The organism is Arthrobacter pasteuri, from assembly GCF_054510955.1.
The window spans coordinates 341,846-363,278 of the sequence record NZ_JBTNDO010000002.1; the positions used below are offsets into that span (position 1 = coordinate 341,846).

Here is a 21,433-nt window from a genome sequence, read left to right on the forward strand (position 1 = left end):
CTATGGACTCCTCCCTCGAACACCTCGACGTCGTGATCGTCGGCGCCGGGCTCTCCGGCATCGGCGCCGCCTACCGCGTCTCCACCGAACTTCCGGGCAAGAGCTTCGCCGTCCTGGAAGCCCGCAGTGCCATCGGTGGCACATGGGACCTCTTCCGCTATCCGGGCGTCCGCTCCGACAGCGACATGTTCACCCTCGGCTACCCCTTCCGTCCGTGGACCGAGGCCGAGGCGATCGCCGACGGCATGTCCATCCTCATGTACATCCGGGAGACCGCCGAGGATCCGCGGATCCAGGAGCGGATCCGGTTCCACACGAAGCTGGTCGGCGCGGCGTGGTCCTCCGACGACGTGCGGTGGACGCTGGAGCTCGACGTGACGGACGACGACGGCACCACCGAACGCCGACGTCTCACCTGCGGATTCCTCTACCTCTGCAGCGGCTACTACAACTACGAGCACGGCTATGACCCGACCTTCCCGGGCCTCGAGTCCTTCGAGGGCGAGATCGTCCGCCCCCAGTTCTGGCCCGAGGACCTGGACTACACGGACAAGCGCGTCGTCGTCATCGGCAGTGGTGCCACCGCCGTCACCCTCGTGCCGTCGATGGCCCAGGACGCTGCGCATGTGACGATGCTGCAGCGCTCCCCCACCTACATCACGGCCGTCCCAAGCCGCGACAAGTTCTCCGACGCCGCGCGCCGCCACCTGCCCGCGGGGCTCGCCCACCACGTCGCGCGGGCCAAGAACGTCCTCTTCACGCAGGCCTTCTTCCAGCTGTGCCGTCGCCGCCCGGAGCTCGCCAAGAAGCTCATCCGCTCCCAGACGGCGCGGATCCTCGGTAATGACACACTCCTGGACGAGAACTTCACGCCCGCCTACAACCCCTGGGACCAGCGGCTCTGCGTCGCACCGAGTGCCGACTTCTTCCGGGCCCTGAAGTCCGGCAGGGCCTCGGTGGTGACCGACACCATCGACACCTTCACACCTCACGGCATCCGCCTCTCGTCCGGGAAGGAACTCGAGGCCGATGTCGTCGTGACCGCCACCGGGCTGTCGATGCTGCCCCTCGGCGGTGCCAGCTTGACCGTCGACGGGAAGCCCGTGAACCTCGGCGACTCCTGGGTGTACCGGGGGCTCATGGTGAGCGGCGTGCCGAACCTCGCCCTCTGCGTGGGGTACACCAACGCCTCCTGGACGCTGCGCGCGGACCTCAGCTCGCGCTACGTCTGCCGCTTTCTCAAATACCTGGACCGCACCGGCCACCGCTACGGCGCCCCGGCCGTCGACAGCCGGATGAAGGCCCGTCCCATCCTCGACCTGACGTCGGGGTACGTGCAGCGTGCCGTCTCGGCCTTCCCCAAGCAGGGTGACAGGCAGCCGTGGACCATGAGCCAGAACTACCTGCTGGACGCCCCGACCGCACTGCACGGGAACCTCGCGAAGAACATGGTCTTCGACGCCCCCGCACCTCCGAGCACCCCTGCACCCGACCTCCAGGAGATCCACGCGTGAGTATCCGACCCTTCCAGTTCGCCGGCGCCACCGCCGTCCTCACCGGAGCCGCCGGAGGCATGGGCGAACACCTGGCCCGCAAGCTCGCCGAGCGCGGGAGCACGCTGCTGCTCGTCGACCGCGATGCCTCCCGGCTCGACGCCGTCGCGTCCTCCATCCGCTCCACCTATCCCGGCAGCAGGGTCACGACGTTCGTCGCGGACCTCGCGGACCGCGGTGCCGTCGAGCGCCTCGCGGCCGATCTGCTCGCCGCGACCGACACCGTGGACCTGCTGATCAACAACGCCGGGGTGGCCCTCGCGGGGAAGTTCGACCAGATCAGCCTGGAGGACTTCGACTGGGTGATGGCCATCAACTTCTCCGCGCCCGTGCTGCTCACCCACCGCCTGCTGCCGAGGATCTCCCCCGGCGGGCACATCGTGAACGTCTCCAGCCTCTTCGGCCTCGTGGGACCGAAGGGACAGACGGCGTACTCGTCCAGCAAGTTCGCCCTGCGCGGCTTCACGGAAGCGCTCCGCAACGAACTCCTCCCGCGCGGCATCGGCACCACCTCCGTCCATCCCGGCGGCATCCGGACCGACATCGCGCGCAACGCGCGCATCGGCGGCACCCTCAGCGAGGCGGAGGTGAGGAAGGCGAAGGACGACTTCGACAAGCTGCTCACCTTCCCAGCCGACCAGGCGGCCGAGCTCATCCTCGGGGCGGTGAAGGCCCGCAAGCCACGCCTGCTGATCGGACTCAGCGCCAAGGTGCCCGACGTCGTCGCCCGCGTCGCGCCGATGTCCTTCGGCACGCTGGAGCGCCGCGCGACAGCACTCCTCCGCCTGGCCGGGAAGGTGCGCCGATGAGCGGGGCGCGTGCCGACGTCGGGCCCTCGTCCGGTTCGGTCGAGTCCGCGTCGAGGTCCGCCGAGTCCCCGTTTCGTGCTGCCGCGCCGTCGTCCGGGAGCACGACGCCCGACGACGGCTTCCTGCGGGTCCGCGGAATCCGCGTACGCTACCGCGACGAGGGCGCGCGGGAGAAGCCTCCCGTCCTGCTGCTGCACGGCATCGGCCGCAGCCTCGAGGACTGGGAGGGACTGTACGGCCGGCTCACCCGCGACCACCGTGTCCTCAGCGTGGACCTGCCCGGCTTCGGGCTGTCCGAGAGGACCGAGGGACGGTACTCAATGGAGTCGATGGCCCGCTTCGTCCTCGCCGCCCTCGACACCCTCGGCGAGCACCGGCCCCTGCACGTGGTGGGCAATTCGCTCGGTGGCGCGGTCGCCATGAAGATCAGCACCCTCGAGCCCCAGCGCGTCCGGAGCATGGTGCTCGCGAACAGTGCAGGCTTCGGCAAGGAGGTGACGCTCGCACTGCGGATCCTCGCCATCCGGCCGATCGGCCGACGGCTCCTGAAGGACAAGTCCCGCAAGGCCGCCTATCGCACGGAGCGCTCACTGTTCTACGACAAGGCGTTCGTGACCGAGGAACGCCTCGACCACGCGCAGGAGGTGGGCAGGAATCCCGGATACGACGACGTCCTGCTCGCCGTCGCCCGGCACCTCGGCACCGTCCGCGGCGTGCGCCGGCGCTGGCGGACCCAGCTCCTCCGCACGGTCGCCGCCCAGCAAAAACCCACCCTCGTGGTGTGGGGCGACGAGGACCGGGTCCTCCCGGCGTCGCACCTGGAGCACGCCCGCACGGTGTTCCCGCATGCCGAGTTCCACCTGTTCGAGAAGTGCGGGCACATGCCGCAGATCGAACGCGAGAAAGAGTTCGACGCACTGGTGCGGCAGTTCATCGGCGGGGTCGAGGCGCAAGGCCAGGGCGTGCCTCCAGCTTGAAGCCAGAGTGTGATTGATCCGAGGACGGCACCGCCGCGGTAGGTGAGAATGAGTTTGTCGTAGCACCCATGCCCCGCCCGGGGACGCGCCGGTGGCTCAACAGGATCGGGAAGATCGGCGCGTGCCCCGCCTGGCCCGGTCGGCGTGAACTAGAGTCAGGGATTCGGGTGTGTCGACGGTGATGCTGACAAACCTGACCGCACTACTGTCACGACAAGAGATCAAGCAAAGGAAACCCACCGTGCCTGTCATCGCTATCATCGGAGCCGGACCGGGACTTGGGGCGGCAGTTGCGCGAAGGTTTGGACGTGAAGGCTTCTCGATAGCCCTGATCTCGAGGGACCAGTCGAAGCTTGACGTCATGGCCGCGAAGCTCGAGGACGGCGGCTTGACCGCGCGTGGTTATGCTGCAGACGTGCTGGTACCGGCAGCGTTGGAGGACGCCCTCACACGTGCCGCGGCCGAGCTGGGACCGATCACCACGTTGCAGTACAGCCCACTCCCATCGCGCGAGTACCTGAAGCCTGTACTCGACATGACTCCCGAGCTGGCGTTGGAAGCACTGCGGTTCTCGGCTCTCGGGCTGATTCACGCGGTGCGTACGGTATTACCAGCGATGCGGCAGGCAGGAGGTGGCAGCGTCCTCCTGATCAACGGCGGAACCTCGGTCAAGGCGCGCGCCGACTTCGCAGGCACATCGGTAGCGTTCCCGGCCGAGAGCGCCTACGGCGAGATGCTCCACGACGCACTCGAGGGTGAGGGCGTCCGTGTCTCGCAACTCGTGATCCCCGGGGGCATTCCCAAGCTTCAGCTTGCCAATGGAATCGACGACGTCGCGGATCGTATCTGGGGCCTCCATGCCGCAGCGGGTCCGTTCCGCACCATGCTCATCCCGCTCGAGGACGGTAGGGAGTAGGGGCAGCATCGACATCCTGAAGAGCGCGGTAAGCCCCTGGCCCCGGCGCCTCGTCGGTGATGGAATGAACCATGACGCGGGTCATCTATTACACGGCCTCCACGCTCAACGGCTTCCTGGCCGATGAGCACAATTCGCTGGACTGGCTCTTCGCCGTCGAACCTCCGCCACCCGGGCTCTACGAACGCTTCCTCGAGACGGTGGGCGTCCTCGTCGAGGGCTCGACGACGTACGAGTGGGTGCTGGACTTCGAGGGGCTGCTCGCCGATCCGGGGAAGTGGAGCACGCTGTACGGCGAGCGCCCAACCTTCGTCTTCACGTCACGTGACCTCCCGGTGCCGGACGGCGCGGACGTTCACCTCGTATCGGGCGACGTGCGCGCGGTGTTCGGGCAGCTCCGCGAGGCAGCGGGCGACCGCGATATCTGGGTGGTCGGAGGCGGCGACCTCGCCGGGCAGTTCCTCGCGGCCGGACTCCTCGACGAGATCCAGGTGTCCATTGCGCCCGTCGCGCTGACGGGAGGAGCCCCGCTGCTGCCGTTGCGGGTCGAATCGGACCGGCTCACGCTGCGGTCCGTGGAGCAGCAGGGCCAGTTCGCGTTCCTCACCTACGACGTCGCGCACGGCGCGCAGTAGGGCAGCTCCCTACATTTCCCTGTCCGGGCAGGTCCAGCGGAAACAGGGCGTCCTGGAGGACGGGAGCGTCAGTATGGCGCGGAGGCGCCGCCGTCGTCCGGAGCGACATCCCGGTGGCCGCCCGCTCCGGCCTCCGGGACGTAGGCGTCCCGCCAGCGCGCGAGTTCGGCGAAGAACTTGGACCGTGCCGGCTGCGGTGAGAGGGCGAGGTCATGGATGCCACCCTCGATGCGCACCAGGGTGACGTGCCGGCCGAGCCGCGGAGCCCGTCCCGCGATGTGGTCCACGTCGAGGACCACATCCGTCGACGAGATCCGCTCCGGCTCCCGCACGGGATTCGAGGTGGCGTCCGAACATGCGACGAACACCGGACAGTCGATGGCGAGCCCGCGGTTGAGGAGCGCATGGCCCGCCCGGATGGTGCGCAGCCAGCCCGCGACCACGGGGAACCCGCCGTGCGGCTTCCACGCCAGGTTGTAGTCCCAGTCCCCGCCGGTCTCCCGGTGCAGGTAGCGGCCGTAGGAGGTCCCGAGCTTCCCGACGACGGTTCGGGGCTTGAGCGTCCCGATCCGGTGGACCGCGGCCGTCCCCAGGGTGCGCTGGAACAGGCTGGCGTTGAGGTCGAACCAGGGGCTGTTGAGCACGAGTGCGTCCACGATTCCGCGGTCGCGCCGCCGGTGTGTCCAGAGGGAGGTGATCAGGCCACCGGTCGAGTGCCCCATGACCACGAGGACGTCGTGGCCTTCGTCCTCGCGGATGATCCGGGCGGCCTCGTCGAGTTCCTCGTCGTAGTCCTCGAGCGAGGTGACGTAGTTGGGTGTCTGGTGTCCGCCGATGGACCGTCCGTACTTCCGCAGGTCCAGGGCGTAGAAGTCGAACCCCGCCTCGCGCCATGCCTCGGCGAGATTGGTCTGGAAGAAGTAGTCCACGAAGCCGTGGACATAGAGCACTGCCCGGCGTGAGCCGCCCGGGAGGGCAGAGCGGACCAGCGTCGCGACGACCCGGCCCTCGTCGTCGGGCCGCAGCGGCAGCGTGCGCACGTCGTAGCCGGGACCGAGGAAGTCCTCGCGATACGCGTCCTGGTGCTCTGACTCCGTTGTCATGATGGTCCTTCCTGACCTGGATCCGGGCGGAAGGCCCGGATGGGCGCGTGTCGAACGGCGGACCTCTCCGTTCATCCGGGAGTAAGCCCACCGTTCCCAGTGTGTCACCGGTCACGGCTAAGCTGGCGCCACCGCACCACAACAGGAGCTGATTCACTGTGCCAGAAAGTTTCGTCAGGGGGCACCACCGCGCCATCGCGGCGGTCGCCTTCAGCTGCGTCGCAGCACTCGCACTCGCGCCCGCAGCAACCGCCGCACCCGGCGGAAGCAAGGGTCGCGAGGACCCGACGGCCACCATCACCGTTCTGGGGACCAGCGATCTCCACGGCTACATCGAGAACTGGGACTACTTCACCAATGCGGAGTACGACGACGCCGCCTCCAACGACGTCGGGCTCGCCAAGGTCTCCACCCTGGTGAACCAGGTGCGCGCGGACCGCGGCGCGGAGTCGACACTGCTGATCGACAACGGCGACACCATCCAGGGCACCTCGCTCACCGACTACTACGCCACCACGGAGCCCGTGAACGAGACCGGCGAGATGCACCCGATGGCCGCCGCCATGAATGCCATGGGATACGACTCCACCACCCTCGGCAACCACGAGTTCAACTACGGGCTCCCGCTCCTGCGGACCTACGAGGACCAGCTCGACTTCCCGCTGCTCGGCGCCAACGTCAAGGACGCGACGACGGGTGAGGATGCGTTCACGCCGTACGTGATCAAGGAGATCAAGCTCAAGGGCCAGAAGCCCATCCGGGTGGGTACCCTCGGCCTGACGACGCCCGGAAGCGCCATCTGGGACAAGAACAACGTCGAGGGCGAGCTGGAGTTCCTGGACATGGTGGAGCAGGCCAGGAAATACGTGCCCGAGATGAAGTCCGCGGGCGCGGACGTCGTGGTCGTCAGCTCGCACTCCGGACCGTCCGGCACCTCCTCCTACGGGACCGGCCTCCCGGTGGAGAACGCCTCCACCCTGATCGCCGAGCAGGTGCCGGGGATCGACGCGATCCTCGCGGGCCACGAACACCGGGAGATCCCGGAGCGGTTCGTCACGAACCGTCAGACGGGCGAGCAGGTGCTGTTGACCGAACCGAAGAACTGGGGCATGCGCCTGTCCGTGATGGACTTCGAGCTCACGAAGGTGCGCGGACAGTGGGACGTCACCTCGGCGAGCTCGGAGCTGCTCAACACGAACACCGTGCCGGCCGATCCGAAGATCTCCGCGATCGCCGCCGAGCAGCACCAGCGCGTCATCGACTACGTGAACACCCCGATCGGCACCGCGACGGAGACCATGTCCGCCGCCGATGCGCGGATTCGCGACACCGCCGTCATGGACTTCGTCAACAAGGTGCAGGCCGGCGCCGTCGACAAGGCCCTGGAGGGGACGCCGAACGCTGACCTGCCGGTGCTGTCCATCGTGGCACCGTTCAACCGGGCCGCCGTCATCCCCGAGGGTCCCGTCACCATCCGTGACATGGCCGGGCTGTACGTCTTCCCGAACACGCTGTTCGGCGTGGAGATGACCGGCGCCCAGGTGAAGGACTACCTCGAGTACTCGGCGAAGTACTTCACCCAGACCGCTCCCGGCGCTCCGGTGGACCCTGCGACGCTGACCAATGCCGCGGGGACGCCCGACTACAACTACGACATGATGTCCGGCGTCTCCTACGACATCGACATCAGCAAGCCCGTCGGTGAGCGCATCACCGACCTGAGCTACGACGGTGCGCCGATCGACCCCGCGCAGCGCTTCGCCGTGGCCACCAACAACTACCGGCAATCGGGCGGCGGGAACTTCCCGCACATCGCCTCGGCTCCGGTGCTGGTGAACCAGACCACGGAGATCCGCCAGCTGCTGATCGACTACCTGATCGCCGAGGGCACGATCGACCCCTCGACCTTCTTCGAGGAGAACTGGAAGCTGACCCGCGACGGCGTGCCCGTGTTCGGGTAACTCCTGCGGCACAGGCGCAGAACAGCAGGACGCGGACCGGGTGGTCCGCGTCCTGCTGTTCTTCGTCCTAGATTGGGAGCATGACCATCGACATCTCGACGGCGACGCCCGACGACGCCGCCGCCCTCGCGGCGTGTGCCGCCGTCGCCTTCCCGCTGGCCTGCCCACCCGATGCTGACCCGGACGACATCCAGCAGCACATCCGGACGCAGCTCTCCGCGGAGCGGTTCGCGGCGAATATCGCGGCCCCCGGGCACACGATCCTGTGCATCCGGGACGGCGACGGAATCGCCGGGTACAGCATGATCGTGCTGGACCAGCCGTCGGATGCGGACGTCCTGGCGGCGCTGTCGATCTCGCCGGCCGTGGAGCTCAGCAAGTTCTACGTGCATCCCGGCCACCACGGCCGCGGGTCCGCCGCCGCCCTGATGGCGGCGACCCTGCAACGTGCGGCCGCGTCCGGGCTGCCGGGCATCTGGCTCGGCGTGAACCAGGAGAACGCCCGCGCCATCCGCTTCTACACCAAGAGCGGTTTCCGCACCGTGGGCACCAAGCGGTTCCGGCTCGGGAACCGCTTCGAGGACGACTTCATCCTGGAACAGGCGCTACCTACCGGCGCGGACAGCGCCGCCTGAGCTCCAGCAGACTGAGGCTCAGCGGAGTGCCGTCCTCCCCGCAGGCCCCGGCCTTCCGGACCCTGCGCCCTACTCGACCGTCAGCTCTCCCATGCGGCCCCAGCCCTCGGCACCGATGCGCTCGCTGATGATCTCCGGGGTCTCCACGAGTGCCTGCGGCATGTCCTGCATGGCCTGGGAGAAGTGGTCGCTGTTGACGTGGGCTTCCGCGGCGTCGTCCTGGAACGCCTCGACGAGCACGAACCGGTTGGGGTCCTCGACGCTGCGGGACCAGTCGAACCACAGGTTCCCCGGCTCCCGGCGGGTGGCCTCCGTGAAGTCCCGCGTCAGGTCGATCCAGCGGTCGCTCCACTCGGGCTTCACGTTGAACTTGACGACGATGAAGATCATGGGATGGTGCCTTCCTGGTGGACGTACTGTGCTTGCGTACCGTTCCAACCTATAAGCTCCGGCGACCCGGCGCATGCGCTTCCCGCCTGCGGGGAGTTGTCAGAGCGCGAGGCTGGGGTGCAGCTTCTCCAGGGACCACGAGCGGTGCCGGTGCGCCGCGACGACGGACAGGCCCGCCGCGAGCACGAAGAAGACCAGCAGCTGCGCTGCCGAGAGCCAGACGATGCCGAGGTCCCCGCCGGCGATGAGGTGGCGCAGTCCGACGACGGCGTGCGTCATGGGCAGCAGCGGGCTCAGGAATCGTAATTGCGGGAGGGCGATATGACAGCGCGCACGACAACTGACAGCACGACGACGGGAAGGCCGCGGCGCCGCCCACGACGTGAGGACGTGCGCGGGGCTGCTCGTCGCGGCGCTCGAGGTCTTCGAGGAGATCGGCTACGTGGCCGCCCGGCTCGATACGATCGCCGAGAGGGCGGGCTACACGAAGGGCGCCGTCTACTCGAACTTCGGCTCCAAGCAGGAACTCTTCGCCACCCTGCTGAGCGAACGGCTCGCCGACACTGCCGCGGACGTCCTCAGCCAGGTGGATCACCTGACCTCGCTCGACGAGACCGTCCTGCACACCGCGCGCTACCTCGCCCGCGGCGTCCTGCGCGACCAGCGCTGGCATGCGCTCGTCGTCGAGTTCGCCCTCCAGGCGGGCCGGGACCCCGAGGTGGGTGCCGTGTTCCGCGAGCACCGCCGCACCCGGCGCTCGCTGCTGGCGACCACGCTGGCCGAGCGCGCTGCGACCTTCGGCGCGCCGTCGGACCCGGAGCACTACACGGTCTTCGCCACCATCCTGCTGGCGACGGTGAACGGCATGGCCATCGAGTGCGCCGCCGATCCCGGCGCCGTCACCGAGGACCAGGTGACCGAGAGCATCGCGGCCGTCCTGCGCGCCGCCCTCGCCACCCAGCAGTAGGGTGTTCACGGACGATCGCGGGAAGGGGTACGCAGTGGACTGGCAGGTGCTGCTGCAGGCCGCCGTCGCGATCCTCGCCGCCTACGGGCTCTTCCTCCTCTTCCTGGGCCTCTACGCCAGGCGGCACCCGGAGATCCTGTCGCTGACCGATGTGCTGCGTCTCGGGCCGGACCTCCTGCGGCTCATCCGCCGCCTCGCGGCGGACCGGACGGTACCGGGACGTGCCCGGTTCCTGCTGGGCGCCCTCGTGGTGTATCTTCTGCTGCCGATCGACCTCGTCCCCGATTTCCTGCCCGTCATCGGCTACGCGGACGACATCGTCCTGGTCGCCGTCGTCCTGCGCGCCGTCGTCCGGAGCGCCGGACCAGACGCTCTGGAACGGCACTGGCCGGGATCCGACGGTGGCCTCCGCCTCGTGCGCGGGCTGGCGGGCGTCAGCGGTCCGGATACCGCTGGACCCGGCCGCAATACTGCGTAACGCAATGTCATGAAGCGTCTTTGAACGGGCGTAATCTCCTCCGCATGGAGCATTCCACGGGATCGATCCCCACCCTTGACCTCAGTACCGCACGTTCCGCCGATGGTTCCTTCAACCCCGGCTTCATCGAGGAACTGCGCAATGCCGCGCACACCGTCGGCTTCTTCCACGTCGTCAACTACGGCGCCGCGCCCACGCAGGTCGACGACCTCTTCGATGTCACGCGCCGCTTCTTCGACCTCCCGCTCGAGGAGCGGCTGAAGATCCACAACCGCACCTCGCCCCATTTCCGCGGCTACGCAGGACTGGGGACCGAGATCACGCGCGGCAGGCCCGACGCCCGGGAGCAGATCGATTTCTCCCCGGAGCGCGAAGCGCTCAGCGACTACCCCGCCGACGAGCCGTACTGGCTGCTGCAGGGGCCGAACCTGTGGCCGCGGGAGACCCTCCCCGAACTCGAGGAGCAGGCGATGGCCTGGGCCGCGCTCATGTCCCGGGTCGGCGCCGAGCTGCTCTCGGCCATAGCCGTCGCCCTCCACCTACCCGAGGACTACTTCGCCGAGCCCTTCGAGCGGACGCCCGCCTGGATGGCGAAACTCGTCCACTACGTCGGCGGCGTCGTGGAGGGAGCCGGATCCCAGGGCGTGGGCGCCCACGCGGACTACGGCTTCGTGACCCTCCTGCTGCAGGACCAGGTGGGCGGCCTCGAGGTCCTCCCCCACAGCGCGAGCGAGTGGGTGCCGGTCACGCCGATCCCCGGGGCGCTCGTCGTGAACCTCGGCGAGATGCTCGAGGTGGCCACCGAGGGCTACCTCGCCGCCACCATCCACCGCGTCACCGCGCCCCCGGCGGGCGTCGACCGCTACGCCGTCCCGTTCTTCTGGTCACCGCGCCTCGACGCCGTGATCGCGCCGGTGCCGCTCACGGACGACCTGAAGGCCGCGGCCCGCGGCATCACGGACGACCCGGAGAACCCGATGCTGTCCACCTACGGATCGAACGTCCTGAAGGGCCGCGTCCGCGCTCACCCCGACGTCACGGAACTCCACCACCCCGAGCTCGCCAGGAAGTAGGCGCGGGTACGACGACGGCGGCACCCACCGGGTGCCGCCGTCTTCGTGATGTCCGGGATCACCCGCGCATCAGGACCGGTCGGGGCGGTCCACCCAGCGGATGCGGATGGGGCCGCGTGCCTCCGCCTCCACGGGCTCCCCGTGCTGCGTGACGTCCACGCGCCCCTCGCCGGCCAGCTCGAAGGCGATCCGCCGCGCTGCGGGCATCAGCTCCCGCCAGGTGCTCCCGCCGATGCTGCGGGCCGCGTCGGAGGGGCACAACGTCTTCTCACTCCCCCGCTGCTCGGCGATCCGCAGGATCTCCGCCCGCAGCATCCCGTCCGTCGGATGCTCACCCACGGTCGGGCCGCTTGGGGTGCAGCGCGTCGAGATCCTTCAGTGCGGCGGTCCAGCGGGCCGTCCGTTCGGCCTCGGACTGTTCCCACCAGGGGGTCCCCCGTTCGCCGAGCCCTTCCTTGGCCAGCTGGACGGTACGCCGTGCGCGGGGAAGTGCTCCGCCGTCGTCGCCCCTGGCGCTGTTGCGGACACCCGATCGTCCGCGACCCAGGTGGGACATCAGCCGCGCCTTGATGTCCTCGGGCAGCGACGGATCGGTCCTGCGCCAGCGGCGTCCGCCGGAGAGGAAGTACCGCTCGTCGTCGGTGGTGTTGCCTGGCTCGGTCATGGCGCGCCCGTCAGCTCGAGGATCCGGGAGGCCCGACGATCAGCAGCACGGTGAAGACGACCGAGATCCCGGCGATGGCGACGAGCAGTGCGGCGAGCGGGCTCCGCAGCACCCAGGCCTGCATGTTCTCGAGGGGGTTCCGGGGCGCCTCCGCGCCGGGGGCGAGCCGCCAGGCACGCGCGAGCCGCCCGTGGCGTTCGAGCCACCGCTCGTAGGGGATGGTGGCGAAGGGGACAACCGCCGACGCGAGCCCCAGCAGGCCCGTCGCCACGGACCAGCGCTGGTTGATCCAGACGAAGACCGTCGTGACCACGAAGCACAGGAAAACGAATCCGTGCACCGCTCCCGCCGGCGGCACGAGCGCCTCGGTGGTGCGGGCGACGTACTTGAAGAACATGCCGAGCAGCAGGAAGGCCCAGGTCACCGCCTCCGCGACGGCGACGGTGCGGAATAGCGTGCGGGGGTTCATGGCGGTTGCTCCTGGTCGGTGGTCGGTGCTGCCAATTCTTCCATCCCCCGGGATCGGCACCGAGCGCTCCCGCGCTGCTGTGGGCCGGGTCACACGAACGTCGGTGGGACATGATGGACTGGACGAGTCCCGGCAGCACGACGGAAGGTTCCGCAGCACATGTTCCTGCTCGACGGCGGCCCCGAGGCTTCCGGCCCCGATCTCGTGTTCTCCGCGACCGACCTCGTTCTGGCCTCTGAATGCGGCTACCGGCTCCTGCGCGTCCTCGACGAGAAGCTGGGGCGGGCCGAGCGCGCCGAGTTCACTGCGGACGAGATGCTGCAGCGTGCGGCCGCCCTCGGCGACCTGCACGAGCGCCGGGTGCTGGACGAGCTGGTGGCCGAGCACGGGCTCTGGTCGCCGGGCAACCCGACGGGCGTGTACGACGTCGAACCGGCCGCGGTGATGGACCGCGACGTCCTGGCGGACAAGCACGAGGAATCGATCCGCGCGCTGCGCTCGGGAGCATCCGTGGTGTTCCAGGCGGCCTTCTTCGACGGCACGTTCCACGGTCGCTCCGACTTCCTCGTCCGGCAGCGCGACGGCTCCTACGCCGTCTGGGACACGAAGCTCGCGCGCCACGCGAAGGTCGGCGCCCTGCTCCAGCTCGCCGCCTACGGCGATCAGCTGCAGGCGGCCGGCGTCCCGACCTCGCCCGACGTGACGCTCGTGCTCGGTGACCGTACGCACAGCGTCCACAGCCTGTCCGACCTCCTGCCGGTGTTCCGCGAGCGCCGCGCACGCTTCCTCGACCTCGTGCGCACCCACCGGAACCAGCCGGACCCCGTGGCGTGGGAGACGGCGGACCTCGCAGCCTGTGGTCGCTGCGACTACTGCGGGGAGCAGGTCGAGGCGACGCACGACCTGCTGCTCGTCGCCTCGATGACCGGGGAGCGCAGGGCGAGGCTCCGCCGGGAGGGCATCTCGACGATCGAGCACCTCGCCGCCATGGTGCCGCGCGTGGAGGATACGCCCCTCACCCGGCTGCAGGAGCAGGCGCGCCTGCAGCTCGGCACCGCGGAGGTCGATGGCGGAGTCACCTACCGCGACGCCGGAGGCCAGGAGCACACCGTCTCCTACCGCGTCCTCCCCAGCCACACCCTGGCGTCCCTCCCCGCCCCGAGCAAGGGGGACATCTTCTTCGACTTCGAGGGCGACCCGCTGTGGCAGGACCCCGCCGACGGGAGCTGGGGCATCGAGTACCTGTTCGGCGTCGTCGAACAGCCGGCCGACGACGCAATGGAGCCGCCCTTCCGTCCGTTCTGGGCGCACAGCAGGGCCGAGGAGCGCAGTGCCTTCGCCCGCTTTCTGGACTACGTGGCGCAGCGCCGCCGGCAGTATCCGGACCTGCACGTCTACCACTACGCGGCCTACGAGAAGAGCGCGCTGCGCCGCCTGTCCCTCGTCCACGTCATCGGCGAGGACGCCGTGGACACGCTGCTGCGGGACGGTGTGCTCGTGGACCTCTACGAGACTGTGCGCTCCAGCCTCCGGATCTCCGAACGCTCCTACAGCCTCAAGAAGCTCGAGCCCCTCTACATGGACGGCGACCTCCGCTCGGGTGATGTCACGGACGCCGGCGCGTCCGTCGTCGCCTATGCCGCCTACTGCACCGCTCGTGACGCCGGTGAGCAGGCAGCTGCGGCGGAAATCCTGGCGGGGATCAGCGACTACAACCGCTACGACTGCGTCTCGACGCTCCGGCTCCGGGACTGGCTGCTCGGTCTCCGGGGACGCCACGCGGGGCCGGACCCGATGGAACGGGAGGCTCCGGCCGACGAGGAGCGGCTCGCCTACGGGCCCGCCCCGGAGGAGGCGCGGCTGCTGGAACACCTCGCACGGCTGTCGCCCGAGGAGGCGAAGCACCCCGACCAGCAGGCCGTCGCCCTCGTCGCGGCGGCCGTGGGCTACCACCGACGGGAGAGGAAGCAGTTCTGGTGGTCGCACTTCGACCGCCTGGCGGCTCCCGCCTCTGATTCGGAGGAGTCCCGCGATGTGATGGTCTTCCGCACGCTGGAGGTCGTCGAGGACTGGGCCCGGCCGACGTACCGGTCCAACCCCGTGCGGACGCTGAAGGTCACGGCCCGCCTGCAGCCGGGAGCGGACTTCCGCGAGGGCTCCTCCTACTTCGCCCTCTACGACTCCCCCGTGCCCGCCGGCGCCGACGTCGCGGACAGCAGCGGCACCGGGCGCGGCGGATGGTTCGGCGTCGAGGTGACGGAGCTGTCGGAGGACGACGACGGCGTGACCGCGGTCCTCCGGGAGAAGCTGAAGCGCGGTGCAGAAGCTCGTCCCGACGTGCCCGTAGCCCTCGCCCCGGACCAGCCCCTCCTGACGAAGTCCCTCCAGGAGTCGCTGGTGGCGCTGGCGGACCGTGTCGGCCGGGCACTGCCCGGTATCCCCACGGGTCCTGCACTCGACCTGCTGCGGCGCGTACCGCCACGCCTCTCGAGCGGCGTCCTGCCTGCCGTCCCTCCGGGGAGTGACGGCTACGCGGAGGCGATCACCGCGGCGCTGCGACTGCTCTCGGACTCGTACCTCGCGGTGCAGGGACCGCCCGGCACGGGCAAGACGCACGTCGGCGCCGACGTCGTCGAACGGCTGGTACGGAACGGCTGGAAGGTCGGCGTCGTCGCCCAGTCCCATGCCGTCGTCGAGAATTTGCTGTGCCGCGCGATGGAGGCGGGGGTTCCCGCGCGCCTGGTGGCCAAACGGACCGAGGACCCCGACACGCCCTGGAACCAGCGGTCCGACGACGACGTCGCCCGCCTTCTCGGCGCAGCGGGTGGTTGCCTGATCGGCGGCACGGCCTGGACGATGACCGGCAGCAAGGTCCCGGCGGGCTCGCTCGACCTGCTGGTCGTCGACGAAGCGGGTCAGTTCTCACTCGCCAATACGATGGCCGTGGCGCAGGCCGCCCGTCGGCTCCTGCTCCTCGGGGACCCCCAGCAGCTTCCGCAGGTGACCCAGGGGACCCACCCCGAACCGGTCGATGCATCGGCCCTCGGCTGGCTCTCGGCCGGCCACGCAACCCTTCCGGCGGAGTTCGGCTATTTCCTGGCGGACACCTGGCGGATGCACCCGGACCTGTGCCGGGCAGTATCCGCCTTCGCCTACGAGGGACGCCTCACCACTGCTCCGGCCGCCCGCGGCCGCCACCTGGAGGGGCCCGGACCCGGCATGGAGTGCGTCTCCGTGGAGCATTCCGGCAATGCCACGTCGTCACCCGAGGAAGCCGAGGAGGTGGTCGCCCAGGTGCGGCGGCACCTGGGTCTTCGCTGGACCCCGGACGTGTGCGCCACCCCCAGCCCCCTCGCGCAGACCGACATCCTCGTGGTGGCCGCCTACAACGCGCAGGTGCAGCTCGTGCGGAAGGCACTGGCCGCCGCGGGATACGGGGAGGTCCGGGTAGGAACGGTGGACAGGTTCCAGGGCCAGCAGGCCGCCGTCGTGATCGTCACCATGGCGGCCTCCTCGGCTGCGGAGGCCCCGAGGGGCATCGGGTTCCTGCTCAACCGCAACCGCGTCAATGTGGCCGTCTCGCGCGGTCAGTGGCGGGCCGTCCTCATCCGCTCCCCCCGGCTGACCCACCACCTGCCGTCGACGCCCGCAGCCCTCGAGGAGCTCGGCGCCTTCATCGGACTCTGCCCCGGCGCCTCCTGACGGGCAGGAGGTCGCGTCCGATGTGGCCGGTTAAACGAAGAAGCAGGACGGACCGGGGTCCGTCCTGCTTCTTCGAAAAGATCTAGTTGAAGATCCGAGCCTTAGAGGGGCTGGATGTTCGACGCCTGGGGACCCTTGGGGCCCTGCTCGGTGTCGAAGCTGACCTTCTGGTTCTCGTCGAGCGAGCGGTAGCCGCTCGCGTTGATCGCGGAGAAGTGTGCGAACACGTCTGCGCTTCCGTCGTCGGGAGCGATGAATCCAAAGCCCTTTTCAGCGTTGAACCACTTCACGGTACCTGTTGCCATTTTTTGTTCATCCTTCTGAAATTCAGACGCGCTCCGACTTTCGGAACGCCCCAGTCGCGGCGTGCTTGTCCGCTTTTTCAGAGACGCGGCCTATCCCGCGAGGGCTAAACCGCGCGAAATTCAAATGCGCAACACTACAACTAGGTCCTACTTAACCAAACGTTGGAGGGTGATGGCAAGCAGAAGTGCGAGGTTCTTTTTTTAGCGACCCTCAGGCACCGACGGGAAGCATGGTGCCGGCCACCAACTCGAAGGAGCGCAGCCAGGCCTCGGTGCTGCCGGCCTGCGTCGCGACGATGAGCTCGTCCGCCCCGGTCTGGGCCGCGAAACGATCCAGGTAGTCCTGCACGACGGCGGCCGTTCCCACCGCGCTGTACCGGGCCATGTCGGCCATCTGCTGGCCGCCCGGAGAGGCGAGGATGGCCTCGGACTCCTCGCGCGTGAAGGTCTGGCCGCGGCCGAGGAGGAGGCTCACACGACGCAGCATCGCTTCGTGGAACTCGTGGTGCGCATCGTTCGCGCTGTCCGCTGCGATGACGTTGACCCCGGCGATGAAGTGCGGCGTGTCGGCCTGCTCCGAGGGCTTGAACTCCCGGCGGTAGATCGCCGCGGCGTCCTGCAGGGCCTGCGGTGCGAAGTGGGATGCGAAGGCGAAAGGCAGGCCCAGGGCGGCGGCCAGCTGCGCACCGAAGAGCGAGGACCCGAGGATGTACAGCGGGACGTCGGTGCCCTTGCCGGGGGTGGCCTGGACGCCGGGAACCCGCGTCTCGCCCGTGAGGTAGCCCTGCAGTTCGAGGACGTCCTGTGGGAAACTGTCGGCGGAGGCGGGATCGCGGCGCAGCGCGCGGGCCGTGAGCTGGTCGCTCCCCGGGGCCCGGCCGAGCCCGAGGTCGATGCGTCCGGGGTGCAGGCTCTCGAGGGTGCCGAACTGCTCCGCGATCGTCAGCGGAGAGTGGTTGGGCAGCATGACGCCGCCGGAACCGAGCCGGATGGTCGAGGTATGGGCGGCGACGTGGGCGATCAGGACGCTGGTGGCCGAGGATGCGATGCTACCCATGTTGTGGTGCTCCGCGTACCAGATGCGGCGGTAGCCCCACCTCTCCGCGTGCTGCGCGAGCGACACGCTGGACGCGAACGTCTCTGCCGGAGTGGAACCCTCGGCGACCTGCGCCAGATCCAGGATGGACAGGGGGACAGTCATGGATGCACCTCTCGATTTGCAGAACCACGACGGCGGTCGTGGGCCTGTTGAGGGAACGGTTGCCTCGGCGCATCTATTTCCTTGAGGGCCTCGCGCTGCAGGGCAGTGGCCGATATCACGCCGCGGCAGGATGCGCTCTGCGAGACTGGGAGCATGCCGAACACCGACCTGCCGACCTCCGAGACGGCGCTGCGCGAGCGCCAGGACTCCCTCGTCCGGGCACTCGCCGTGGAACAGAACACAGCGCGCCTGCAGTCCCTCAGCGACGAACTGGAAGCCGTGCAGCGGCGCCTGGAGCAGGTCCGCAACGGCTGAAGGGACGCCGGCGTCCAACCGGCCCTACCTGGACCTGCTCAGGCTGGTGCCCGCGGGGTCTCGATGACGAGGACTCCCTCGGCTCCCTCCGTCGACCCGTAGCAGTGCGCCGTGTCGCCGGGCCACGACCGCGACCCGCCGGCATCGACCGACCACTCCGCGCCCTGGGGCCCCACCCGGGCACTCCCCCGCACCAGCCGCAGATGCTCGGTGGTGCCCGGGGCATGCGGTGGTGAGATCCTCGTGCCGCCGGCGGCGATGGTGAGCCAGAAGACTTCCGTGGTCCCGCCGTCGTCGTGCAGGCGGACCGTCAGGAGCCGGGCGTCCACCACGCCGTCGGACACACTGCGGCCCGTCTCGTCCCCCACGAGGCCAGTCAGCGGAACTCCCAGCGGGCCCGCCAGCGCGTAGAGGGTCTCGAGGGTCGCGTTGCGGGTGCCGGCCTCGAGGTCGGACAGCGTGCCCTTGCCGATCCCCGCCCGGGCGGCCAGGCCGCTGAGCGAGAGGCCCTTCTCCCTTCGCAGGGCCGTGATGCGGCGGGCGACGGCGGTTCGCAGCGATACGGTCCGGTCGGGCTTGTCCTCGGGCATCCCCGCATCCTACGCTTGTCGTTCCATATACAGAACACTTCGACCGACGGGGCGCCCGATCGTTCCGGACAGGAGACCCCGGTGCACACGAGTACCGCCGTCCGGCCCAGCCTGCACGAACCGGTCCTCGCCGGGGTCGTCACGGCCCTCGTCGGCTTCACGTCGTCCTTCGCCGTCGTCCTGGCAGGGCTGCGGGCCACCGGCGCAACGCCGGAGCAGGCCGCGTCGGGGCTGCTCGCCCTGACGGCCGTCGTGGGCGTCGGGATCGTCCTGCTGTCGCTGCGGTACCGCCTCCCGGTCACCCTGTCCTGGTCCACCCCCGGCGCCGCCCTCCTGGCCGGCGCAAGCATCCCGGCGGGAGGCTGGCCGGCAGCGGTGGGCGCGTTCCTCGTCACGGGCGTCCTGATCGCCCTGACCGGGGCGGTGCCCTGGCTCGGCCGCCTCGTCGCCCGGATCCCGCAACACCTCGCCCAGGCCATGCTCGCCGGCGTACTGCTGCCCCTCTGCCTGGCCCCTTTCCAGTCCCTGGGCTCCATCCCCCTGCTGGTGCTCCCGGTGATCGCTGTTTGGCTCGCAGCCTCCGCCCTCGCCCCGAAGTGGGCCGTTCCACTCGCCCTCGCCGCCGCCCTGGCGGTGATCGGCTTCCAGCTCGCCCTCCACGGGACCGCCATCGAGCCGTCCTCCCTGGCACCCACGCTCACCGTCACCCTGCCGACCCTCGATCCGGCCGCCGTCGTCGGCATAGCCCTGCCCCTCTACGTGGTCACCATGGCGTCGCAGAACCTTCCCGGCGTCGCCGTCCTCGCGTCCTTCGGCTACCGGGCACCCTGGCGGCCCGCACTCGCGGTGACGGGACTCGGCACCGCCGTCGTCGCGCCCTTCGGCGGGCACGCGGTCAACCTCGCGGCCCTGTCCGCGGCGCTGTCCGCCGGCGAGGGCGCGGGCGAGGACCGGGACCGCCGCTGGATCGCGGCTTTCACGGCCGGAATCTCCTACCTGGTGCTCGCCGGAGCCTCGGGCGCCCTCGTCGTCATCGTTGGTGCCGCCCCGGCAGGGCTCGTGGAGGCCGTGGCCGGCCTCGCGCTCATCGGCACCATGGCGACGGCGGTGACAGCATCCTTCAGCGATGCGAGGGGCCGGATGAGCGGTGCCGTGACGTTCCTCCTGGCGGCGTCCGGCCTGTCCGTCCTCGGGATCGGCGGGGCGTTCTGGGCACTCGTCGGCGGGCTGCTGGTCCGGGCGGCCCTGGAACGGAAAGCTCCGCGCGGCTGAGCGGGTACGGCTAGACGGGTGTGTTCGGCGCCTGCGCCTCGTCGCCCTGTTCGCGCGCCTTACGCTCGCGTGCGCGATCCAGGGCGTTGATGATGGGCGCGGCCGTGATGCCATGGACCACGATCGACAGGACGATGACGAGTCCGCCGATCCGCCACAACGCGGTCTCGTCAGCCGTGAACTCGCCCTTCGAGAGCGCGTAGCTGAGGTAGTAGATGGAACCGATCCCGCGCACCCCGAAGAAGGCGAGGACACCCCTCTCCCGTGGGCCGGTCTTGCCGCGGGAGAGACTGAACCAGGCGGTGAGCGGGCGGACGAGCAGGATGAACGCGACGGCGACCACCACCTCGAGGGGGCGAAGCCCCTCGAAGAGCCCGCGGGCGACGGCGCCGCCGAGCAGGACGAGCACGACGACGGTCAGGAGCCGCTCGAGCTGCTCGATGTAGCTGTGGAGGACACCGTGATAGCCGTGGGTCTGCTCCGCCGCACGGATCGTGACGGCGCAGACGAAGACCGCGATGAACCCGTAGCCCTCCACCGCCTCGGTCACCCCGTACGTCAGGAACGTGGCTGCCAGCGCGACGAAGCCCTCGGAGTGATTCGCGAGCCGGACACTCTTGAACTGCGACCGGAAGAAGATGCGGCCCAGCAGTCTGCCCATGCCGAACCCGAAGGCACAACCGATGACCATGCGCCACAGCACGTCGAGCAGGATCCATTCCGGGAACCAGGCCGACGGCGCCATACCCACGGTGCTGATGAGGATGGCGAGGTAGACGAAGGGGAAGGCCAGCCCGTCATTGAGGCCCGCCTCGGATGTCAGGCCGAAGCGCACCTCGTCCTCTGCCTCGAGATCCTCCTCCGATTCGGATGGCTCCCCGACCTGCACCTCGGAGGCCAGGACAGGATCCGTCGGCGCCAGAGCTGCAGCCACGAGCAGGGCAGAGGCCAGTCCGAGGCCCAGCAGCCACAGTCCCATCAGGGTCAGGATGAGGATGCACAGGGGCATCGCGATGCCGAGGAGCCGCCAGGTGGTGGACCAGCTGCGCCAGCCGACCCTGCGGTCGAGCGCGAGCCCCGCTCCCATGAGCGAGATGATGACGCAGACCTCGCTGAGATGGATGGTGACATCGCTGTACTGCAGGGGGTCCGGGTCCGGCAGGTCGCCGGCGAAGGTGAAGATGAGGACACCCGCCGCGAGGAAGACCATGGGCATCGAGACGGGCGCGCGCATCAGCAGCCGGGGCAGCAACGCGGCGGCAAACACGGCGAACCCGGCCGCCGCATAGATGATGCTTGCTGCTTCGAACACGCTCGTCCTCTTCCGTCGTCCCCGCCATGCTGAATGTCAGTCCCCTTACCAACAGTAAGTGAGGCACCGGGTGCCGTTGCCCGCTTGCGTAATGCGGCATCAGCTG

Annotated in this window: 23 protein-coding genes; 13 read left to right on the forward strand and 10 right to left on the reverse strand. The window is 69.4% G+C overall.

Going from position 1 to position 21,433, the window contains the following annotated elements; translation table 11 throughout:
- Positions 1-2: 2 nt before the first annotated feature.
- The 5 genes from ACX80H_RS12665 (at position 3) to ACX80H_RS12685 (ending at position 4,890) form a co-directional block, all read left to right on the forward strand.
- Entirely contained in the window at positions 3-1,514 is a 1,512-nt protein-coding gene (locus ACX80H_RS12665; protein ID WP_459313713.1) for a flavin-containing monooxygenase, read from the forward strand.
- The gene (locus tag ACX80H_RS12670; protein WP_459313714.1) at positions 1,511-2,362 is read left to right on the forward strand and encodes an SDR family NAD(P)-dependent oxidoreductase; all 852 of its coding nucleotides are present in this window, start codon (positions 1,511-1,513) and stop codon (positions 2,360-2,362) included. The genes ACX80H_RS12665 and ACX80H_RS12670 overlap by 4 nt, the downstream gene beginning before the upstream one ends.
- Entirely contained in the window at positions 2,359-3,339 is a 981-nt protein-coding gene (locus ACX80H_RS12675) for an alpha/beta fold hydrolase (RefSeq protein ID WP_459313715.1), read from the forward strand. The genes ACX80H_RS12670 and ACX80H_RS12675 overlap by 4 nt, the downstream gene beginning before the upstream one ends.
- Before the next feature lie 241 nt (positions 3,340-3,580).
- The gene (locus ACX80H_RS12680; protein WP_459313716.1) at positions 3,581-4,255 is read left to right on the forward strand and encodes an SDR family NAD(P)-dependent oxidoreductase; all 675 of its coding nucleotides are present in this window, start codon (positions 3,581-3,583) and stop codon (positions 4,253-4,255) included.
- A gap of 71 nt (positions 4,256-4,326) precedes the next feature.
- A complete protein-coding gene (locus ACX80H_RS12685; protein WP_459313717.1) occupies positions 4,327-4,890 on the forward strand; it encodes a dihydrofolate reductase family protein in 564 nt (187 codons plus the stop codon).
- A 68-nt stretch (positions 4,891-4,958) separates the two neighbouring features.
- On the opposite strand, the gene ACX80H_RS12690 is transcribed toward ACX80H_RS12685, so the two are convergent.
- The gene (locus tag ACX80H_RS12690; RefSeq protein WP_459313718.1) at positions 4,959-5,993 is read right to left on the reverse strand and encodes an alpha/beta hydrolase; all 1,035 of its coding nucleotides are present in this window, start codon (positions 5,991-5,993) and stop codon (positions 4,959-4,961) included.
- Between the two features lie 158 nt (positions 5,994-6,151).
- On the opposite strand from ACX80H_RS12690, the gene ACX80H_RS12695 reads away from it, so the two are divergent.
- Positions 6,152-7,954: a bifunctional metallophosphatase/5'-nucleotidase gene (locus tag ACX80H_RS12695; protein WP_459313719.1), complete on the forward strand. Its 1,803-nt coding sequence runs from the start codon at positions 6,152-6,154 to the stop codon at positions 7,952-7,954.
- 80 nt (positions 7,955-8,034) lie between these two features.
- Positions 8,035-8,589 (forward strand): GNAT family N-acetyltransferase, encoded by a 555-nt coding sequence (locus tag ACX80H_RS12700; RefSeq protein ID WP_459313720.1) that lies wholly within the window; start codon positions 8,035-8,037, stop codon positions 8,587-8,589.
- A 69-nt stretch (positions 8,590-8,658) separates the two neighbouring features.
- On the opposite strand, the gene ACX80H_RS12705 is transcribed toward ACX80H_RS12700, so the two are convergent.
- Positions 8,659-8,979 (reverse strand): putative quinol monooxygenase, encoded by a 321-nt coding sequence (locus ACX80H_RS12705; protein ID WP_459313721.1) that lies wholly within the window; start codon positions 8,977-8,979, stop codon positions 8,659-8,661.
- Between the two features lie 99 nt (positions 8,980-9,078).
- Positions 9,079-9,258: an ABC-2 transporter permease gene (locus ACX80H_RS12710; protein ID WP_459313722.1), complete on the reverse strand. Its 180-nt coding sequence runs from the start codon at positions 9,256-9,258 to the stop codon at positions 9,079-9,081.
- Positions 9,259-9,361: 103 nt separating this feature from the next.
- Here ACX80H_RS12710 and ACX80H_RS12715 point away from each other — a divergent pair, with 103 nt between their 5' ends.
- The 3 genes from ACX80H_RS12715 to ACX80H_RS12725 are packed head-to-tail and all read left to right on the forward strand — an operon-like array spanning position 9,362 to position 11,497.
- Complete coding sequence (locus ACX80H_RS12715; RefSeq protein WP_459313723.1) at positions 9,362-9,946, forward strand: TetR/AcrR family transcriptional regulator; 585 nt, start codon at positions 9,362-9,364, stop codon at positions 9,944-9,946.
- A gap of 34 nt (positions 9,947-9,980) precedes the next feature.
- Positions 9,981-10,424 carry a YkvA family protein gene (locus ACX80H_RS12720; RefSeq protein WP_459313724.1) on the forward strand — a complete coding sequence of 148 codons (444 nt, stop codon included), beginning with the start codon at positions 9,981-9,983 and terminating at the stop codon, positions 10,422-10,424.
- Between the two features lie 44 nt (positions 10,425-10,468).
- Positions 10,469-11,497, forward strand: coding sequence for an isopenicillin N synthase family dioxygenase (locus tag ACX80H_RS12725; protein ID WP_459313725.1), 1,029 nt, complete (start codon positions 10,469-10,471; stop codon positions 11,495-11,497).
- A gap of 69 nt (positions 11,498-11,566) precedes the next feature.
- On the opposite strand, the gene ACX80H_RS12730 is transcribed toward ACX80H_RS12725, so the two are convergent.
- Genes ACX80H_RS12730 through ACX80H_RS12740 form a run of 3 tightly spaced genes read right to left on the reverse strand, consistent with a single transcriptional unit; the run spans position 11,567 to position 12,630 of the window.
- Positions 11,567-11,836: a DUF3253 domain-containing protein gene (locus ACX80H_RS12730; RefSeq protein WP_459313726.1), complete on the reverse strand. Its 270-nt coding sequence runs from the start codon at positions 11,834-11,836 to the stop codon at positions 11,567-11,569.
- Positions 11,829-12,161 carry a biopolymer transporter Tol gene (locus ACX80H_RS12735; protein WP_459313727.1) on the reverse strand — a complete coding sequence of 111 codons (333 nt, stop codon included), beginning with the start codon at positions 12,159-12,161 and terminating at the stop codon, positions 11,829-11,831. The genes ACX80H_RS12730 and ACX80H_RS12735 overlap by 8 nt, the downstream gene beginning before the upstream one ends.
- 10 nt (positions 12,162-12,171) lie before the next feature.
- A complete protein-coding gene (locus ACX80H_RS12740) occupies positions 12,172-12,630 on the reverse strand; it encodes a DUF3817 domain-containing protein (RefSeq protein WP_459313728.1) in 459 nt (152 codons plus the stop codon).
- A 159-nt stretch (positions 12,631-12,789) separates the two neighbouring features.
- Between ACX80H_RS12740 and ACX80H_RS12745 the strand changes: the two genes are divergently transcribed.
- Positions 12,790-16,332 carry a TM0106 family RecB-like putative nuclease gene (locus tag ACX80H_RS12745; protein WP_459313729.1) on the forward strand — a complete coding sequence of 1,181 codons (3,543 nt, stop codon included), beginning with the start codon at positions 12,790-12,792 and terminating at the stop codon, positions 16,330-16,332.
- Between the two features lie 101 nt (positions 16,333-16,433).
- Here ACX80H_RS12745 and ACX80H_RS12750 read toward each other — a convergent pair whose 3' ends face one another.
- Together ACX80H_RS12750 and ACX80H_RS12755 are read right to left on the reverse strand one after the other, a co-directional pair.
- Positions 16,434-16,637 carry a cold-shock protein gene (locus tag ACX80H_RS12750; protein ID WP_026533290.1) on the reverse strand — a complete coding sequence of 68 codons (204 nt, stop codon included), beginning with the start codon at positions 16,635-16,637 and terminating at the stop codon, positions 16,434-16,436.
- A 211-nt stretch (positions 16,638-16,848) separates the two neighbouring features.
- Complete coding sequence (locus tag ACX80H_RS12755) at positions 16,849-17,838, reverse strand: LLM class flavin-dependent oxidoreductase (RefSeq protein WP_459313730.1); 990 nt, start codon at positions 17,836-17,838, stop codon at positions 16,849-16,851.
- 153 nt (positions 17,839-17,991) lie between these two features.
- On the opposite strand from ACX80H_RS12755, the gene ACX80H_RS12760 reads away from it, so the two are divergent.
- Positions 17,992-18,153: a hypothetical protein gene (locus ACX80H_RS12760; RefSeq protein ID WP_459313731.1), complete on the forward strand. Its 162-nt coding sequence runs from the start codon at positions 17,992-17,994 to the stop codon at positions 18,151-18,153.
- Positions 18,154-18,191: 38 nt separating this feature from the next.
- On the opposite strand, the gene ACX80H_RS12765 is transcribed toward ACX80H_RS12760, so the two are convergent.
- Positions 18,192-18,743, reverse strand: a complete 552-nt coding sequence (locus tag ACX80H_RS12765; protein ID WP_459313732.1) for a helix-turn-helix domain-containing protein — start codon at positions 18,741-18,743, stop codon at positions 18,192-18,194.
- Positions 18,744-18,824: 81 nt separating this feature from the next.
- Between ACX80H_RS12765 and ACX80H_RS12770 the strand changes: the two genes are divergently transcribed.
- Positions 18,825-20,015, forward strand: coding sequence for a benzoate/H(+) symporter BenE family transporter (locus ACX80H_RS12770; RefSeq protein ID WP_459313733.1), 1,191 nt, complete (start codon positions 18,825-18,827; stop codon positions 20,013-20,015).
- A 10-nt stretch (positions 20,016-20,025) separates the two neighbouring features.
- Here ACX80H_RS12770 and ACX80H_RS12775 read toward each other — a convergent pair whose 3' ends face one another.
- Positions 20,026-21,327 carry a cation:proton antiporter gene (locus ACX80H_RS12775; protein ID WP_459313734.1) on the reverse strand — a complete coding sequence of 434 codons (1,302 nt, stop codon included), beginning with the start codon at positions 21,325-21,327 and terminating at the stop codon, positions 20,026-20,028.
- Positions 21,328-21,433: the final 106 nt, after the last annotated feature.